Genomic DNA, 18,678 nt, shown 5'->3' with positions numbered 1-18,678 from the left:
GTCAGTGATGGGTATCACTGACCGTCTGTGAGCGCCCGCCGTTGAGCTGTCGCAGGTGGGCCTGCATGTGCAGGCTCCAGATCTGCGGGTCGCCCGCTTTCTCGTAGCCGTGCAGCGTGAGGCTGTCGACAATCGATTCCAGTATGGTTTCTGCCACGAAGGGCCCATGAAACGGGCCTTGGGACTTGATGGTGGACGGCTGTTCGCCGGTCATCCCGGCCGCAAACAGCAAGGTCCACATCCCGTTATCCCCGGCGAGCGGGCGAATGGAGCATTCGATACGGGTGACCAGGCCCAGGCATTGACGGGTAAGGCAAAGGTTGCGCGGCATGGCGGCGACCCTCGGTAGATCGGTGTTCAACCTCAGCGCACGGCGAGGCTGTCTCTATCCAGCGACTCCTGTGGATATCCCTTGAGCAGAGAATAGAAGAAAACCACGACAAACCAAGGTTGTAGGGACCAACGGGCGTTGGCCCCACAAAAACAGCCAATTTACTGACACCTTACCCCGTAGGAGCCGGCTTGCCGGCGATCGCGATATGTCAGTCAACATTGCTTTAACTGACACGCCGCCATCGCCGGCAAGCCGGCTCCTACAAAGGTGTGTCAGGTGGGCTTGGCTTCGGCCAGCGCTTGCTGCGCCAGCTCCTTTTCCGCCTCTTTCAGGTCTTCCTCGCTGATCATCTCGGCAATCGCACGCAAGCGTTCGACTACGCGGGCATTGACGGTGCCCTCCGGGAATTGCCCCTCGGCATCCGGCTCACCGGCATCCTCGCCCACCAACAGGCTCAACGCCTCGTCCGCCTGGCGCACCGCATAGATATGGAACTGCCCGGCACGTACGGCCTGCAGCACCTTCTCATCAAGCATCAACGTGGCCACGTTGGCCTGGGGAATGATCGCCCCCTGCTCGCCGGTCAAGCCGCGCGCTTCGCACAGGCGGAAGAAGCCTTCGATCTTCTCGTTGACCCCGCCCACCGCCTGCACTTCGCCGAACTGGTTGATCGAGCCGGTGATGGCAAAGCACTGCTTGAGCGGCGTCTTCGACAGGGCCGAAATCAAGGTGCACGCCTCGCCGAGGGACGCACTGTCGCCGTCCACGTAACCGTAGGACTGCTCCAGCGCGATGCTCGCCGAGATGGCCAGCGGGAATTCCTGGGCATAACGACTGCCCAGGTAACCGGTGAGGATCATCACACCCTTGGAGTGAATCGGCTGGCCGAGGTTAACCTCACGCTCAATGTCGACAATGCCACTGCCGCCCGGGTACACCGTGGCGGAAATCCGCGCCGGCACACCGAAGGCCGAATCGCCGACTTCCAACACTGTCAGCCCGTTGCACTTGCCCACGGCCGCGCCTGCGGTGTCAATCAGGATCACCCCGGCGAGCATGTCGTCGAGAATCCGCGCCGACACGCGCCCGGTGCGCGTGGCCTTGGCCTTGAGCGCCCGCTCGATATGCCCGGAATCGGTCATCTCGTCGCCCGCCAGGTGACGAATGAAATCCGCCTCGCTGACCAACTGGAACAGGTCACCAATGCGCGCCGACAAACGGCCCTGGTGCTCGGCCAAGCGTGCGCTGTAGGTGGCCAACCGCGCCACGGCGTCCGACGTCAGGGGCGCCATGCCTTCTTCCGAGGTGCGGGTTTTGAGCAACTGGGCGAACTGCTCCAGGCTCTCGTCCACCATCGGGATGTCTTCGTCGAAGTCCACCAGCACCCGGAACATCTCCTGGAAGTCCGGATCGGCATCTTGCAACGCGTAGTACAGCTGGCGCGAACCGATGATGATCACCTTGACCTGCAACGGAATCATCTGCGGGTTCAGGGTGACGGTGGCCAAGCGCCCCAGCTCGCCCAACGGCGATTCCATCTTCAGCTTGCGCGACTGCAGGGAACGCTTGAGCGCGTCCCACACAAACGGCTCGCCGAGCATTTTCTCGGCTTCGAGGATCAAAAAGCCGCCATTGGCGCGGTGCAAAGCACCCGGGCGCAATTGCCGGTAGGTGGTGTAGAGCGCGCCCTGGTCGGTGCTGTATTCGATACGGCCGAACAGGTTGTCGTAGGTCGGGTGCGGTTCAAACACCACCGGCGCGCCGCCGTTGATCGGGTGGCCCACCACCAGGCTCGGGCAGTATTGCTCTTCGAGCAGCTTGCGCGCCTGGGCGTCGGTCTTGGCGTCGTCGACCAATTGCTCGACCACGGTTTTCAGCAAGTACACCTGCATGGCTTGCAGGTAACCGCAGACCGCCGCGTTTTCCGCGTACTTTTCCGACAGCGGCGAGAGCAATGGCTGCAGGGCCAGGGTGATGGTTTCTTCGTTGAACTGGCGCAGTTGGTTGTTCGACTCGCGCTTCCACTGTGGAAGGCTGGCCAACTCTTCGTTGAGGCGTTCTTCCAACTCGGAAATATCCGTGTGGAAGCGCTCGCGGTCGGCTTCCGGCAGCTGCGAAAACTCGGCTTCGTCCAGCGCCTTGCCGTCGAGCATCGGGGTAAAGGCGATGTTGGAACTGTCGCGGTACAGCGCCACGTCCTTTTCCAATGCCAGGCGTTCAATCACGTCCAGGGCCTTGTCGTAGCGCTGGTTGAAAGCGCGGTCGATGGCGCTTTTGCGCTGTTGGTAGGTCGGGTGTTCGAACACGGCCGGGAAGGTGGCCACCAGGTTGTCGATCAACCCGCTGATGTCACTGATGAACGCCGCCGCGCCGCCCGCGGGCAGTTCCAGCGCACGGGGTTCGCGAGGCTCATCGAAATTGTTCACATAGACCCAGTCCGACGGGGTCTGCAGGCGTTTACCTTCTGCCTTCAGGTAGCGTTTGACGAACGAAAAGCGGCCGGTACCGGGCTCGCCCATGACAAACACGTTGTAACCGGGGCGTGGCATGGCCACACCGAACTGCAAGGCTTCAACCGCACGTTCCTGGCCAAGCACACCGCGAAAGGGCTCCAAATCATTGGTGGTCGAGAAGCTGAACTGTTCAGCGGAAAAAGGACGAGTCAGCGCTTCGGGCGCTAGACGCAAGCTGGCAGCAACAGGATCAGGCATCGGGCTTCCTTACATCAGGCGGGGCAGATAACGGCATTCTGGCTCCCGCTTGCGCGCTCTGGCAAGGCGAGCCTGTGGGAAAGCATAGACACGGGAGGCGTCCTACAAATAATTCGCGACATCGCTGATTGTTTTATAAAAAAACACGGAACCCCGGGAACGTGCCTAAACTCCAAACTGCGCGGGTTGGACTAATAACCGATCCCTAGGGCGCTGCAACGCGCCTGAACCCTTGTCCATTGGTTTGCACACAAAGAGAACAAAGCTATGAAACGGATCCTTCTTGGTACTCTCTTCACCGTCGTCTCCCTCAATGCAATGGCAGAAGCACCAGGCGGCCCGAACTGCGGTTGGGGCAACATGTTGTTTGAAGGCCAACGCGGTACTCCAGCTCACTTCCTGGCGTCCACCACCAACGGCACCTCCGGTAACGCCACTTTCGGCATGACCTCGGGCACCAACGGTTGCAGCACCAACAGCGCCCTGACCTACGGCGGCAAGTCCTGGATTGCCATGAATGGCATGATGAACGAGCTGTCCGAAGACATGGCCAAAGGCAATGGCGAAGCACTGACCACCTACGCGGTGGTACTGGGCGTTGCTCCAGAAGATCGCGAGCACTTCGCTGCCGTGACCCACGAGCACTTCCAACAGATCTTCAGCAAAGCCGACGTGACGGCTGACGATGTGCACACCAACACCCTCGCCGTCCTCAAGGGCGACGCCCGCCTGGCGAAATACGCTACCCAGGCTTAAGCTCGACCCGCCCGTGCCTTTCGAGGCACGGGCTTTATTTTTGGACCCGCCTCCCCTTTGGGTCTCTCTTTATCCGACTTAAGTTGCCCCTATGCTCAAACGCTTTGCCTGGCTGGCACTCTTCGCCTGCGCCCCGCTGTACGCGGCCCCGCATATTGATGATCAACGTTTGCAGCAATTGGCCAATGATCCGTTCTGGTTGTCCCTGGGCCATTACGAAGCCGGCAAGCTCAAGGGCTGGCGCAGCTATGTCAGTGACAAGAAATTCTTCCTCGCCCCCGACGGTGCCCACCACCCGGACGCCGAACTCAAGGCCACCGTTGACGCACTCTATGCGCCGGCCAGCCTGGGCGAAAAACATGTTCAATGCGTTTACCCCGCACGCACCCGCTGGCTCAAGGATCAGTTGCAACTGACCGACCTGCCCGCCGTGGACTGCAAAGAATTCAAGCAATGGTTCAAGGACGTCGCCCCGCACAGCGCGGTGATGATCTTCCCGGCGGCCTACCTCAACAGCCCGTCGTCCATGTTCGGCCACACCCTGCTGCGCATCGACCAGGCCGATGTGCAGCGCGACAAGACCGCCCTGCTCAGCTACGCGATCAACTTCGGCGCCTACATCGAAGGTTCGGACAACAGCATCCTCTACGCCTGGAAAGGCCTGATGGGCGGCTACCCCGGCCTGTTCGCCCTGGTGCCCTACCAGGAAAAACTTTCCGAGTACCGTAGCCTCGAAAACCGCGACCTGTGGGAATACCGCCTGAACCTGACCCAGGTCGAGACCGAGCGCATGGTCGAGCACGTGTGGGAGCTCAAGCAGATCCAGTTCGACTATTTCTTCTTTGACGAAAACTGCTCCTATCGCCTGCTGGAACTGCTGCAAGTCGCCCGCCCAGGCCTGCGCCTGACCGAGCAATTCCCGCTGACCGCCATCCCTACCGACACCGTCAAGGCGGTGAAGGATGCAGGGCTGGTGGAGAAGATCGACTACCGCCCTTCCCGCGAACGCGAGCTACTGGAGCGTGCCAAGCCGCTGAGCAATGAAGAACAACAGTGGGTACTCAAGGTCAGCGACGACCAGAAGCAACTGCAAGAGCCGGCCTTCAAGGCCCTGCCCCGCGAGCGCCAGGCCCTGATCATCGACGCCGCCTACCGCCTGGGTCGCTACCGCGCCAACGGTTTGGAGCGTGACACCGAACGTTCCCAACGCAGCTTTGAACTGCTGCGCGCAATCAACCAGAACCCGGCGCCCGACCTGAACGTCGAACGCCCCGGCCTGCCGGAAGACGGCCATGAGTCGCGCACCTGGCAAGCCGGTATCGGCACCCGTGGCGACAAAGCCTTCGGTGAGTACGGCCTGCGCATGGCCTACCACGACCTCAATGACAATGCCGAAGGCTTCCCCCTCGGCGCGCAGATCGAAATCCTGCAGATGAAACTGCGCCAGTACGAAGGCAACCACTGGCAACTGCAGCAACTGGACCTGGCCACCATCCGCTCCCTGACCCCGCGCAACGCGCTGTTGCAGCCGTGGTCCTGGCAAGTCACCGGCGGCCTGGAGCGGGTGCCCGGCAAACACGACGACGAAACCCTGGTGGCCCACGTCAACGGCGGCGCCGGTGGTACCTGGCAACTGAGCGACGACATGCTCGGCTTCGCCCTCGGCACCGTGCGCGTGGAACACAACAACGACTTCAGCGAAGCCATCTCCCCCGCAGCCGGCTTCAACACCGGCGTGCTGTGGAAAAACCCGCTGGGCAACCTGAGCCTGGAAGCCAAGGGCGACTTCTTCACCAACGGCGAAGTGCGCCGCAGCCTGAGCCTGAACCAGCAGTGGGAATTGTCCCGCAACCTGGGCCTGCGCCTGAGTGCCCAACGCGAGTACAGCCACCTCTCCACCCCGGTGAACGAAGTGCTGCTGGAAGTGAAGTGGTATCACTACTGACCAAAGGCGCACAACGATCAAAAATGTGGGAACGGGCTTGTGTGGGAGCGGGCTTGCTCGCGAATGCGGTGTGCCAGTCAAAGATATTTCAGCTGAACCACCGCCTTCGCGGGCAAGCCCGCTCCCACATTTGACCAACGCAACCTGTAGGAGCCGGCTTGCTGGCGATCGCATCACCGCTGATTACCTGACACACCGAGGTGTCTGCATCGCCGGCAAGCCGGCGCCTACGGACCACACCGTTCTCACTTTCCTTTCACATCTCTCCGACGAATCCCCTTCTAGACTTCTCCTATCAGCCGTGACACGGCGAGGGAGCAGGCAATGTGGCGGTATGCGGTAATGCTGTGTGCGATGGTGTGGTTGGCCGGTTGTCAGTCCACTCATCAAGACCTGTTGGCCAAGGGTTATCCACCGGCGTTTGCCGATGGTTTTGACGACGGTTGCAGCAGTGGTCGCCAGGCGGCCGGGGTGATCAGCGGGGCGTTTCGCAAGAATGTGCCGCGTTATCTCAAGGACCGCGAGTACGCCGAAGGCTGGGAGGATGGCTTCCGCCAATGCAAGGCCATGCGTGAAAACGAAGAGCTGCGCGACTACAAGGACAATCACTGGGACGACCGCGAGCGCGCCTGGCAGCAAGAGAAAGACCGCGACGCCGCCAGGGCCTATCGCTCGCAATAGGTCGCTTTCAGACATCCATCGAAACTAAAGCGCGGCGACTATGGCCCAAACTCCATTGAGGGAGAACGTCATGAGCCGAGCTTTTGTAAATGAAGATAACGCCGCCGCCCAGGCCGACCAGCCGGTGGAGCGCCAGGTCAGCGAGCAGCCCAACCGAGTGACGGCCCAAGGGTTGGCGCAGTTGCAGGCCAAGGTGGCGCAGTTACAGCAGGCATATAGCGTCGAATCTTCCAAAGACGACAAACAGCGCCTGGCTGACCTTGAGCGCGACCTGCGCTACTTCAATCAACGGGTGCAAAGCGCTCAAGTCGTCGCGCCGGCGACTTCCACCGACAACGTACAGATCGGCAGCTGGGTCACCTTCGCCAATGAACAGGATGAGCAGCAGCGCATCCAACTGGTCGGCGAAGACCAGGCCGACGCCGCCGCGCACTTGATCAACTGGGGCTCGCCGCTGGGCCGTGCCTTGCTGGGTGCCCAGATCGGTGACGAGGTGCTGTGGAAGCGCCCCGTCGGCGATCAGTTGATCGAAGTGCTGCGGATCGAGCCTGAGGCTTAGACGATGCCTTGGGCCAGCATCGCGTCGGCGACTTTCACGAAGCCGGCGATGTTTGCGCCCTTCACGTAGTTGATCCGACCGTTTTCTTCGCCGTAGTGCACGCAGGCGTGGTGGATCGACTGCATGATGTTGTGCAGCTTGCTGTCCACTTCACCGGCCGTCCACAGCAGGCGCATGGCGTTCTGCGACATTTCCAGCCCGCTCACGGCCACGCCACCGGCGTTGGAGGCTTTGCCCGGGGCAAACAGAATGCCCGCCTCGATAAAGATATCCACAGCCTCCAGCGTGGTAGGCATGTTGGCGCCTTCGGCCACGCAGATGCAGCCGTTGCGCAACAGCGTGCGCGCCGCCTCGGCATCGAGTTCGTTCTGGGTTGCGCAGGGCAACGCGATGTCGCAGGCCAAATGCCACGGGGTCTGGCCTTTACGGAACTCCAGGCCGAAGCGCTCGGCCAGTTCGCTGATGCGCCCGCGCTGTACGTTTTTCAGCTCCAGCAGCGCCGACCATTGCTCCTCGGTCAAACCGCTCTCGGCGTAAAGAGTGCCTTCGGAGTCGGACAGGGAAATCACCTTGCCGCCCAGGTCCATGACCTTGCGCGCCGCGTATTGCGCCACGTTGCCCGAACCCGACACGGCCACGCGCTTGCCTTCCACCCGCTGGCTGTTGCGCTTGAGCATTTCTTCAGCGAAGTACACACAGCCGAAACCAGTGGCTTCCGGGCGGATCAGGCTGCCGCCATAGGTCATGCCCTTGCCGGTCAGCACAGAGGTGAACTGGTTGCTCAGACGCTTGTACTGGCCGAACAGGAAGCCGATTTCACGGGCACCCACACCGATATCACCGGCCGGCACATCCACGTCTGCGCCGATATGCCGGTACAGCTCGCTCATGAAGGCCTGGCAGAAGCGCATCACTTCGGCGTCGCTCTTGCCCTTGGGGTCGAAGTCCGAGCCGCCCTTGCCGCCGCCCATGGGCAACGAGGTCAGGGAGTTCTTGAAGGTCTGCTCGAAAGCGAGGAATTTCAGCACGCCCAGGTTCACCGACGGGTGGAACCGCAGGCCGCCCTTGTACGGGCCGATGGCGCTGTTCATCTGGATGCGGAACCCACGATTGACCTGAACCTTGCCGTGATCATCCACCCACGACACCCGGAAAGTAATCGCACGTTCCGGCTCGCAGATGCGCTCCAGGATGCCCGACGTCAGGTAGTGGGGGTTGGCTTCAAGAAAAGGCCAGAGGCTGCGTAGGACTTCTTCTACGGCCTGGTGGAATTCTGGCTGGTCGGGGTCGCGTTTCTTGAGGCGGGAAAGGAAAGATTCGACAGATTCGATCATGGGAAGTCTCGGCAAATTGATTGTTTTTAAATGAGATTGAGCCGGACCTTAGCAAGTCATGCCGCACCTGAAAAGTGCAAAATGTCGCCTTTGTGAATTTAAATGGTGCATTAGATATAAATAAACACCCTTTTTGCACCATAAATGGGATTCGAATTCAGAGAATGCACCAGCAGTTAAACCGTCTTCGCAGGCAAGCCAGCTCCCACATTTGACAGGGTTCACACATTTGAAATGTGGGCACAGATAAAACTGTGGGAGCTGGCTTGCCTGCGATGAACCCACCTCGGTCCACCTGAAAAGACGCAAAAAAAAACGGAGCCCGAAGGCTCCGTTTTTTCAAACCACAAACCCGAATCAGGCCAGTTTCTTGTGACGCACGCGGTGCGGCTGGGCAGCGGCTTCGCCCAGGCGCTTCTTGCGATCGGCTTCGTACTCGGTGTAGTTGCCTTCGAAGAACACGGCTTGAGAGTCGTCTTCGTACGCCAGGATGTGAGTCGCGACGCGGTCAAGGAACCACCGATCGTGAGAGATCACAATGGCGGCGCCCGGGAAGTCCAACAGGGCTTCTTCCAGGGAACGCAGGGTTTCAACGTCGAGGTCGTTGGACGGTTCGTCGAGCAGCAACACGTTGCCGCCTTCTTTCAGGGTCAGGGCCAGGTGCAAGCGGCCGCGCTCACCACCGGACAGGTCCTTGACGAACTTCTGTTGGTCGCCGCCCTTGAAGTTGAAGCGACCCACGTAGGTGCGCGACGGGATTTCATAGTTGCCGATGCGGATCTGGTCGGAGCCATCGGAAATCTGCTGGAACACCGTCTTGCTGCCGTCCAGGTCCTCACGGCTCTGATCAACGCAAGCAAGCTGCACGGTTTCGCCCACTTCGATGGTGCCGGAGTCCGGGGTTTCCTTGCCCATCAGCATGCGGAACAGTGTGGATTTACCCGCACCGTTACCACCGATAACGCCGACGATCGCGCCTTTTGGCATGGAGAACGACAGGTTGTCGATCAGCACGCGGTCGCCATAACCCTTGGTGACGTTCTTGAATTCGATGACCTTGTCACCCAGGCGCGGACCGGCCGGGATGTAGATCTCGTTGGTTTCCGAACGCTTCTGGAATTCCTGGGATTGCATTTCTTCAAAGCGCTGCAGACGCGCCTTGGATTTGGACTGGCGGGCCTTGGCGCCTTTGCGCACCCACTCCAGTTCTTCCTTCATGGCTTTTTCGTGGGCCGACTGCTGCTTGGATTCGGCAGCCAGACGGTCGGACTTGGCTTCCAGCCAACCGGAGTAGTTGCCCTCGTAAGGGATACCGGCGCCGCGGTCGAGCTCGAGGATCCAGCCAGCAACGTTGTCCAGGAAGTAACGGTCGTGCGTGATCGCAACCACGGTGCCCGGGAAATCGTGAAGGAAATGTTCCAGCCAGGCGACGGAATCGGCGTCCAGGTGGTTGGTCGGCTCGTCGAGCAGCAGCATGTCGGGGGCCGACAGCAGCAGGCGGCACAGGGCCACACGGCGCTTCTCACCACCGGACAGGTGTTCGACCTTGGCATCCCACGCCGGCAGGCGCAGCGCGTCGGCGGCGACTTCCAGCTGGCGCTCCAGGTTGTGACCGTCGCCGGCTTGCAGGATCGCTTCCAGCTTGGCCTGTTCGGCGGCCAGCTTGTCGAAGTCGGCATCCGGCTCGGCGTAGGCGGCGTAGACCTCGTCCAGGCGCGCCTGGGCGTTCTTGATCGCGCTGACGGCTTCTTCAACCACTTCACGAACGGTCTTGGTCGGGTCCAGGATCGGTTCCTGTGGCAGGTAACCGATGTTCAGTTCCGGCATCGGGCGGGCTTCGCCTTCGAACTCGGTGTCGACGCCGGCCATGATTTTCAGCAGCGTGGACTTACCCGAACCGTTGAGGCCGAGTACGCCGATCTTGGCGCCAGGGAAGAAGGACAGCGAAATGTTTTTCAGGATTTCCCGCTTCGGCGGAACAACTTTTCCCAGCCGATGCATGGTGAAGACGTATTGAGCCATGGTGAACCTAGCGTCAGTGACTGATGAATTGAGCGGGCGGAGCCCGTGCAGGCCATGCGCCGCGCGGGCCGTTGACGGTGATCAATGCCTGCGTGCGGGAAAAGCCTGAATGTCTGGGGCTGGAACGCCCCGCGTAACCGGCAAAGCTACCTGAATGCGCTTGGTCAGTCCAGCCAGGCAAGGACTGGCACTTTGCCACAACTCAAGGCATGCTAGCCGCCCTCCGGGCGTCCGGCTTATAGTGCACGTCGCGCGCCAGTCCAGCCAAACCGCAGGATCACAGCTTGTCCAAAGTCACGCCGCCAACTCCCCTGCGCGCCGCTCATATAGCGCCGGGAGCGCCCCTGCACGGCACCCTTAAAGGCGCATTGGCGACGCTTGTCCTCATGCTGCTCGCGCTATTGTTCTGGCAACTGCTGGACCAGCTGCAGCAAAACCAGAAAAACCAGCAGCAATACACCATCGACTACAGCGCCGACCTGGCTGAACAAATCAGCCTGAACATGGCCCTCAGCGCAAAAATCGCGCTGAACCTGCTCCCGATGGTCGAGCCGCCGCGCAACGATGAACAGCAGCAAGCCCTGATGCGCACCCTGCAACGCTCGTTGCCGGAGTTGCGCAGTATCGCCCTGCTGGCCCCCAGTGGCGCGATGATCAGTGACAGCGCCAAAGACAGCCAGGACAGCGCCTGGCTTGAAGAACTGGTGCAGCGCAGCCACTCCCAGCCTTATTACCTGAGCAACAGTAACGACGGCACCATCATCTACCTGCTGCTGCACCAGCCCAGCGGCGGTTCGCGGATGTACTGGGCACTGCGCCTGGCGCCCAGCTACCTGACCAACCTCACCCGCCAGGACGGCCAGGGCCAGCGCCCGATGTGGGCCATCGAGAACCGCCTGAACCACCGCGTGGTCAGCCGTGACAGCGGCATGCCGGCGCAATGGGCCACCGCCCTCACCCCGGATGAATTGAACAGAAGCGTACTGGTCACCCCCCTGAGCAAGAGCGACTGGCAACTGCGCGGGCTGTTCGACCGCACGGCGGTACTGGAGCAACTGCTGCCCGCATTTATCGGCAAATGCCTGCTGGGCCTGGCGTTCTCGCTGATCCCGGTGATCGTGCTGCTGAACATGCGCCGCCGTCAGCGCCAGGTGCATGAAGGCCGGCGGCGCTATCAGGATATTTTCGAGGGCACCGGCGTGGCCCTGTGCGTGCTCGACCTGTCGGAGCTCAATGCATTCTTCGACAAGGCGCAACTGCACAGCCGCGAGCAATTGCACGACTGGCTGCAGGACAACCCCGCAGAACGCCAGCAACTGCTCAAGGAACTGCGCATCACCGAGGTCAACCAGGTGGCGGTGCGTCTGCTCAATGTGGCCTCGTGCGAAGAGGCGTGGGAGCGCCTGATCGACGATTGCCCACGCAACGCCACGGCCATCGGCTACCAGGTGCTTGAGGCAGTGCTGACCCAGCAGAAGCAGCTGGAACTGGAAATCCAGCTCAACGATGTCGCCGGCAACGAGCAGTACCTGTGGCTGGTGATGCGCCTGCCGGAGCAGCAGGACGATTTCAAGGCGGTGATCCTCAGCATCAGCGACATCACCAGCCGCAAGCTCATTGAACTGTCACTGGTGGAGCGTGAAAGCTTCTGGTCGGACGTGGTGCGCACCGTGCCCGACCACCTGTATGTGCAGGACGTGATCAGCCAGCGCATGATCTTCAGCAACCACCACCTGGGCCACACCCTCGGCTACAACAAGGCCGAACTGCAGCAAATGGGCGAGTACTTCTGGGAAATCCTGCTGCACCCCGAAGACGCCGAGCACTACCACGACCTGCGCCAGCAACAGCGTCAGGCCGGCTACAGCACCCAGTTGCAGTGCCAATTGCGCTTTCGCCACCGCAACAACCAGTGGCGTCGCTTCGAGATCCGCGAACAGGCCCTGGCCCGGGACAAGACCGCCGTGGTCACGCGGATCATCGGCGTGGCCAAGGATGTGACCGACCAGATCGAAGCCAGCGAATCCCTGCGTGACAGCGAGCAGCGCTACCGCATGCTGGCCGAAAGCATCAGCGACGTGATCTGTTCCACCGACAGCCAGTTGGCCCTTAACTACATCAGCCCGTCGGTCAGTGCCGTACTGGGTTATGACGTGGACTGGGTGTTCAAGAACGGTTGGCAGTCGATCATCGCCAACCCGCAGCAATTGAGCGGCATCTATAGCCTGGTGGAGCGGGTCAGCCGCGCTTTGGGCGATACCGCAGCGCTGAACCAACTGCGCGACGAAGTGCAAACCCAGCTGTTCCTGTTCGACTGCCTGCGCGCCGATGGCCGCAAGGTGCCGATCGAACTGCGCCTGGTGTTGGTGTGGGACGAGCACGGTGCGTTTGAAGGCATCCTGGGCGTTGGCCGGGACATCAGCCAGCAGCGCCGCGCCGAGAAAGACCTGCGCATGGCGGCCACGGTATTCGAGCACTCCACGTCGGCGATCCTGATCACCGACCCGGCCGGCTACATCGTGCAGGCCAACGAAGCGTTCAGCCGGGTCAGCGGGTATGCGGTGAGCGATGTACTCGATCAATTGCCCAACATGCTCACCGTCGACGAACAACAGGAAGCCCACCTGCGCTATGTGCTCAAGCAGTTGCACCAGCACAGCACCTGGGAAGGCGAAGTGTGGCTCAAGCGCCGCAACGGCGAGCACTACCCGGCCTGGGTCGGCATTACTGCCGTGTTCGACGATGAAGGCGACCTGGCCAGCTACGTGTGCTTCTTCAGTGATATCAGCGAGCGCAAGGCCAGCGAACAGCGCATCCACCGCCTGGCCTACTACGACGCCCTGACCCACCTGCCCAACCGCACGCTGTTCCAGGACCGCCTGCACACCGCGCTGCAGTCGGCCGAACGGCAGAAGTCGTGGGTGGTGCTGATGTTCCTCGACCTCGACCGCTTCAAGCCGATCAACGACTCCCTGGGCCACGCCGCCGGCGACCGCATGCTCAAGGAAATGGCCACCCGCCTGCTGGGCTGCGTGGCCGAAGACGACACCGTGGCGCGCATGGGCGGCGATGAGTTCACCCTGCTTCTGCAACCGCGGGTCAGCCGCGAAATGGCGCTGAACCGGGCAATCCACGTGGCCGAGCAGATCCTCGCCAGCCTGGTGAAGCCCTTCGTGCTCGAAGGCCGAGAGTTCTTTGTGACCGCCAGTATCGGCATCGCCCTGAGCCCTCAGGACGGCAACGAACTCAGCCAGTTGATGAAAAACGCCGACACGGCGATGTATCACGCCAAGGAGCGCGGCAAGAACAACTTCCAGTTTTACCAGGCCGACATGAACGCCAGTGCCCTGGAACGCCTGGAACTGGAAAGCGACCTGCGCCACGCCTTGGACCAGAACGAATTCGTGCTCTATTACCAGCCGCAGTTCAGCGGCGACGGCAAACGCCTGACCGGCGCCGAAGCCTTGCTGCGCTGGCGCCATCCGCGTCGCGGCCTGGTGCCGCCAGGGGATTTCATCCCGGTGCTGGAAGAGTTGGGGCTGGTGGTGGACGTGGGCGACTGGGTGCTCAGCGAAGCCTGTCGCCAGCTCAAGACCTGGCACCAGAACAAGGTGCGCGTGCCGAAGGTGTCGGTGAACATCTCCGCGCGGCAGTTTTCGGACGGCCAGTTGGGTGAGCGCATTGCCACCATCCTCAAGGACACCGGCCTGCCACCGGCGTGCCTGGAGCTGGAGCTGACCGAAAGTATCCTGATGCGTGAGGTCAACGAGGCGATGCAGATCCTCGACAGCCTGAAAAACCTGGGCCTGAGCATCGCGGTCGACGACTTCGGCACCGGTTATTCGTCGCTCAATTACCTCAAGCAATTCCCCATCGACGTGCTGAAGATCGACCGCACCTTCGTCGACGGCCTGCCGTCCGGCGAGCAGGACGCGCAGATCGCCCGCGCGATTATCGCCATGGCCCACAGCCTCAACCTGGCGGTGATCGCCGAGGGTGTGGAAACCCATGAACAGCTCGACTTCCTGCGTGAGCATGGGTGCGATGAGGTTCAGGGCTACCTGTTCGGGCGGCCGATGCCGGCGAATCGGTTTGAGGCGCAGTTCAGCAATGATGCGCTGTTCATGTTCGATTGACGTTGTGCGGCGCGCCTGATGACGCCATCGCCGGCAAGCCGACTCCTACAGGGGACCGCATTCCAATTGTAGGAGCCGGCTTGCCGGCGATGGCGGCCTTACAATCACCGCCTGTTCCCAGATGAACGCCACTTGTCCGCGACATGATGTCCTTTCATATGCCATCTAAAACCCATTGGGTTAGAATGCCCTCCTTTTCTGCCCCCGATCCTTGAGGACCGCCATGTTCAGCCGTGATTTGACTATTGCCAAGTACGACGCCGATCTCTTTGCCGCCATGGAGCAAGAAGCCGTGCGCCAGGAAGAGCACATTGAGCTGATCGCTTCGGAAAACTACACCAGCCCAGCGGTGATGGAGGCTCAAGGTTCGGTCTTGACCAACAAGTACGCCGAAGGTTACCCAGGCAAGCGCTACTACGGCGGTTGCGAGTACGTCGACGTGGTTGAGCAACTGGCCATCGATCGCGCCAAGGAGCTGTTCGGCGCCGATTACGCCAACGTCCAGCCACACGCCGGTTCCCAAGCCAACAGCGCCGTGTACCTGGCCCTGCTGCAAGGCGGCGACACCATCCTGGGCATGAGCCTGGCCCACGGCGGTCACCTGACCCACGGCGCCAGCGTTTCGTCCTCCGGCAAGCTGTACAACGCCGTCCAGTACGGTATCGATGCCAACGGCCTGATCGACTACGACGAAGTCGAGCGCCTGGCGGTTGAACACAAGCCAAAAATGATCGTGGCCGGTTTCTCTGCCTACTCGCAGATCCTGGACTTCCCACGTTTCCGCGCTATTGCTGACAAAGTCGGTGCCTACCTGTTCGTCGACATGGCTCACGTAGCTGGCCTGGTTGCCGCAGGCGTCTACCCGAACCCGGTGCCTTTCGCTGACGTCGTGACCACCACCACCCACAAGACCCTGCGCGGTCCACGTGGCGGCCTGATCCTGGCTCGCGCCAACGCCGACATCGAGAAGAAGCTGAACTCCGCCGTATTCCCAGGCGCCCAAGGCGGCCCGCTGGAGCACGTGATCGCCGCTAAAGCGATCTGCTTCAAGGAAGCACTGCAACCTGAGTTCAAGACCTACCAGCAACAAGTGGTCAAGAACGCCCAGGCCATGGCCAGCGTGTTCATCGAGCGCGGCTTTGACGTGGTGTCTGGCGGTACTGAAAACCACCTGTTCCTGCTGTCGCTGATCAAGCAGGACATTTCCGGTAAAGATGCTGACGCTGCCCTGGGCAAAGCCTTCATCACCGTGAACAAGAACTCCGTGCCAAACGACCCACGTTCCCCGTTCGTCACCTCCGGCCTGCGCTTCGGCACCCCGGCTGTGACCACTCGTGGCTTCAAGGAAGCAGAGTGCAAGGAACTGGCCGGCTGGATCTGCGACATCCTGGCAGACCTGAACAACGAAGCCGTGATCGACGCGGTCCGTGAGAAGGTCAAGGCCATCTGCAAAAAGCTGCCGGTTTACGGCGCTTGATAGCAGTAGCTTGAACCAAAAGCGCTGACGGCAACGTCGGCGCTTTTTTTTGCCTGCTAAAAGCTGCCCGAGGGTGGTAACGCACCGCCTATCTCACGGTAGAAGTTGCTCACACCGGTATCAAAAGACTTGCCCGACAGGTGGGCGGCAAAGGTTTCCGCCACGAACTCCAGGGGGTTGGTCATGGCGTACATGCTCACCGCCGTACCGTTGTTGGCCGCCTTGAGCGTGATCGACGGGTCTTGCGCGCCGAGCTTGAAGGTCCAGAACGTCTCAGGCTGATTCATCTCATGAAGGATATGGCCGATTTCGTGGATCACCACGGTCGCGGCATGCCCATGCATCTTAGGGTCGCCGAACCAGCGCTGGGTACCGTCGTACACTTGGTCGGCGACGCCCCTTCCCGGGTCCTTGCCCAAGCCGCCTTCAATGCCATTGAGCTGGATCTGCGGGTTGTGCTGCCCGGTCTTGGGCCCCATGAAGACGGTGTATTCGGCGCCGCCGCGCAGGTTGCCCATGCAGGCAATGCACGGCACGCCCTCGGTGGCCGAGCAGAGAAAGGTGATCGGCGGCAGGCTGAAGCCCTTTGCCGCCAGCACTTGCAGGGCCTTGTCGATGGCGGTGCGTTTCAACTGGGCGAGCGGGTCACCGTTTTCGCTGCCGATGCTCATCATCGCCGCGCCAGGCCCGGTATAGGCCTGGTAGGTGAAGGTCATCATGCCGGTCTTGGCCCGGTAAGTCTGGGCCAGCTTGCCGTCACTCTTTCTGCCCGCTTGGATCTGTGCTGCCGTGGCCATGGGGTCGATCTCCGACATCTGAACGTGCCTGTTGAAATAACAGTCGGTGATCGCGGTTTATTCCGAGGGCCTGGGCTTCGGCTTGATGACCAGGCCAACAGGGTGCCCGGCTACAGGCGTCCCAGCTGAATCAGGTACAGCTTGTCGAATTGAAGGTCGGCCTTGACGCCTTTCATCGACACGTAAAGCCGGTAGTGGTTGTACAGCTGCTTGAAGAAGGCCAGCTTGCCCTTCGACCCGATACGGTACTCGCCCGAGTTGGGGTCGAAAAAACTCATCCCGCTGCCGTCGGCGTACAAGGCAAAAGCGTGGGACGTGACGCCCTCGGTAAAGGTGCATTCCCACAGGTAATAGCCCGGCTGGGTCTCGTCGAGATGACTGGCCAATACCTCCAAGCCCGTCAGCCCGCTCGCTTCGATGGCCGAACGGCTCGACATGCCGCAGATATTGGGCGCTGCCGCGACAATTCGCTCGATGCCACGGGCGGACCTGTAGTAGCAGCGATTGAAGGAGCTGCAATCCACATCGACCTTGTACAGCGTGTCTTCCTGCCCCAGGTACTGTATGCGCCGCTGCGGCGTCTCCGACGGTTGCTGCAGCCTGCGCCGCAACCACGCAAACGCCAGCCCGATGCAGGCGCCGTTCTGCACGCCGGGCATCTCTTTGATGGCAGCGTTATTGCTCAACGCCGAGCGCTGTTTGAACTTGGCGACCCGATGCACTTTCATGCCGATCGGGGTTTTCCAGGAAACATAATTAGCCGGCATTGGCGCTGCCCCCAATGCCGGCGTTGGTCCGTGCCACTTTCACCATGGGTCTGCCTCTGCGATCTCACCTGCCTGATGAGATAACAGCTCGCATGGGCAGTTTATTCCGGCTGGTACAGCTGCTGGAAACCTTGGCGGATCTTGTCTTCGGGCAGTTCATCGGCAATGAACACGATCACGCTTTCACGCGCTTCGTCCTCGGCCCACTCGGTGTCCCAATCGAACCCGTAGAGCTTGAGCACGCCCTGAAACACCAGTCGCCGGTCTTCCCCGGCGATGTTCAGCACGCCTTTGTAACGCAGCAGCTGCTTGCCATGGTCTTCCAGCAACGCATTCATGAACTCGCTGAGGCGGTCGATATCCAGCGGCTGGTCAGTGCGCAGCACCAGGCTGGAGATGCGATCGATGGACGGCGCAGCACTCACCGGGCGCAGGCTCATGCCGGCGTTGAGGTTGAAGCCGCGCACATCGAGCAGCTCAGCCAGGTCGATGTTGCCGTGGTCGACCACACGGATCGGCGCACGCCGGTTGATGCGCGTGAGGCGCTGGCTGAGGGCGTCGAAGGTCGCCGCGTCCACCAGGTCGCGCTTGCTCACCAGCAAGCGGTCGGCAAAGCCGATCTGCGCCTGGGCAATCGTCTGGGTCAGGTGCTGCTCGGCGTGGGCCGCGTCCACCAGGGTGATAATACCGTCGAGGATGTAGCGCTCGCGCAGTTCTTCATCGATGAAAAAGGTCTGGGCCACGGGCGCCGGGTCGGCCAGGCCGGTGCACTCGATCACCAGGCGGTCGAAGGCGATCTCGCCGCTGTCCAGGCGTTCGAGCAGCAGGTACAGGGCTTTGGTCAGGTCGGTGTGGATGGTGCAGCACACGCAGCCGTTGGACAGGGTCATGACTTGCACCGGCTCGGCGCCCAACAGTTGGGTGTCGATACCGGCGTCACTGAATTCGTTTTCGATCACGGCGATTTTCAAACCGTGCTCGGCCTTGAGCAGGTGGCGCAGCAAGGTGGTCTTGCCGGCGCCGAGGAAGCCGCTGAGGACTGTTACCGGAATGGGGGTTAACAAAACACACATCTCCCATGCGCTAAAAAAACTGTAGGAGCGAGGGGGGGGGGGGGGGGGGGGGGGGGGGGGGGGGGGGGGGGGGGGGGGGGGGGCAG

Annotated in this window: 13 protein-coding genes; 6 read left to right on the top strand and 7 right to left on the bottom strand. The window is 61.3% G+C overall.

All coding sequences use genetic code 11. The features are described from left to right. Window position 1: 1 nt before the first annotated feature. Window positions 2–331 carry a PA4575 family protein gene (locus AC07SU_RS17905; protein WP_178919521.1) on the bottom strand — a complete coding sequence of 110 codons (330 nt, stop codon included), beginning with the start codon at window positions 329–331 and terminating at the stop codon, window positions 2–4. Window positions 332–606: 275 nt separating this feature from the next. After that, complete coding sequence (locus AC07SU_RS17900; protein ID WP_176998450.1) at window positions 607–3,045, bottom strand: Lon protease family protein; 2,439 nt, start codon at window positions 3,043–3,045, stop codon at window positions 607–609. A gap of 267 nt (window positions 3,046–3,312) precedes the next feature. On the opposite strand from AC07SU_RS17900, the gene AC07SU_RS17895 reads away from it, so the two are divergent. The 4 genes from AC07SU_RS17895 (at window position 3,313) to AC07SU_RS17880 (ending at window position 6,986) form a co-directional block, all read left to right on the top strand. Beyond that, the gene (locus AC07SU_RS17895; protein ID WP_176998451.1) at window positions 3,313–3,801 is read left to right on the top strand and encodes a DUF3015 domain-containing protein; all 489 of its coding nucleotides are present in this window, start codon (window positions 3,313–3,315) and stop codon (window positions 3,799–3,801) included. A gap of 91 nt (window positions 3,802–3,892) precedes the next feature. Further along, a complete protein-coding gene (locus AC07SU_RS17890) occupies window positions 3,893–5,746 on the top strand; it encodes an Lnb N-terminal periplasmic domain-containing protein (RefSeq protein WP_494997775.1) in 1,854 nt (617 codons plus the stop codon). A 324-nt stretch (window positions 5,747–6,070) separates the two neighbouring features. Beyond that, window positions 6,071–6,427, top strand: a complete 357-nt coding sequence (locus AC07SU_RS17885; protein ID WP_494997774.1) for a hypothetical protein — start codon at window positions 6,071–6,073, stop codon at window positions 6,425–6,427. Window positions 6,428–6,497: 70 nt separating this feature from the next. Next, window positions 6,498–6,986, top strand: a complete 489-nt coding sequence (locus tag AC07SU_RS17880) for a GreA/GreB family elongation factor (protein ID WP_494997773.1) — start codon at window positions 6,498–6,500, stop codon at window positions 6,984–6,986. Here AC07SU_RS17880 and gdhA read toward each other — a convergent pair. Then, window positions 6,983–8,320: an NADP-specific glutamate dehydrogenase gene (gene gdhA, locus AC07SU_RS17875; protein ID WP_494997772.1), complete on the bottom strand. Its 1,338-nt coding sequence runs from the start codon at window positions 8,318–8,320 to the stop codon at window positions 6,983–6,985. The two genes, AC07SU_RS17880 and gdhA, sit on opposite strands and share 4 nt — an antisense overlap. Window positions 8,321–8,677: 357 nt before the next feature. Beyond that, on the bottom strand, window positions 8,678–10,342 hold the full coding sequence (gene ettA / locus AC07SU_RS17870) for an energy-dependent translational throttle protein EttA (RefSeq protein ID WP_176998456.1): 1,665 nt from the start codon (window positions 10,340–10,342) through the stop codon (window positions 8,678–8,680). 284 nt (window positions 10,343–10,626) lie between these two features. Between ettA and AC07SU_RS17865 the strand changes: the two genes are divergently transcribed. Continuing rightward, window positions 10,627–14,478, top strand: a complete 3,852-nt coding sequence (locus AC07SU_RS17865) for a sensor domain-containing protein (RefSeq protein WP_494997771.1) — start codon at window positions 10,627–10,629, stop codon at window positions 14,476–14,478. Window positions 14,479–14,701: 223 nt separating this feature from the next. Beyond that, window positions 14,702–15,955 (top strand): serine hydroxymethyltransferase, encoded by a 1,254-nt coding sequence (gene glyA / locus AC07SU_RS17860; protein WP_058427701.1) that lies wholly within the window; start codon window positions 14,702–14,704, stop codon window positions 15,953–15,955. Between the two features lie 56 nt (window positions 15,956–16,011). Here glyA and AC07SU_RS17855 read toward each other — a convergent pair whose 3' ends face one another. From AC07SU_RS17855 to yjiA, 3 genes are all read right to left on the bottom strand, one after another. Further along, window positions 16,012–16,770, bottom strand: a complete 759-nt coding sequence (locus AC07SU_RS17855) for a hypothetical protein (RefSeq protein WP_256349894.1) — start codon at window positions 16,768–16,770, stop codon at window positions 16,012–16,014. 92 nt (window positions 16,771–16,862) lie between these two features. After that, window positions 16,863–17,519 carry a YopT-type cysteine protease domain-containing protein gene (locus AC07SU_RS17850; RefSeq protein ID WP_494997770.1) on the bottom strand — a complete coding sequence of 219 codons (657 nt, stop codon included), beginning with the start codon at window positions 17,517–17,519 and terminating at the stop codon, window positions 16,863–16,865. Window positions 17,520–17,620: 101 nt separating this feature from the next. Beyond that, window positions 17,621–18,592, bottom strand: coding sequence for a GTPase (gene yjiA / locus AC07SU_RS17845; protein ID WP_494997769.1), 972 nt, complete (start codon window positions 18,590–18,592; stop codon window positions 17,621–17,623). Window positions 18,593–18,678: the final 86 nt, after the last annotated feature.

This window comes from Pseudomonas sp. GW821-FHT05H12 (assembly GCF_059419385.1).
The sequence above is the reverse complement of the archived record's forward strand: the minus strand, read 5'-3'. Positions and strand labels throughout refer to the sequence as shown.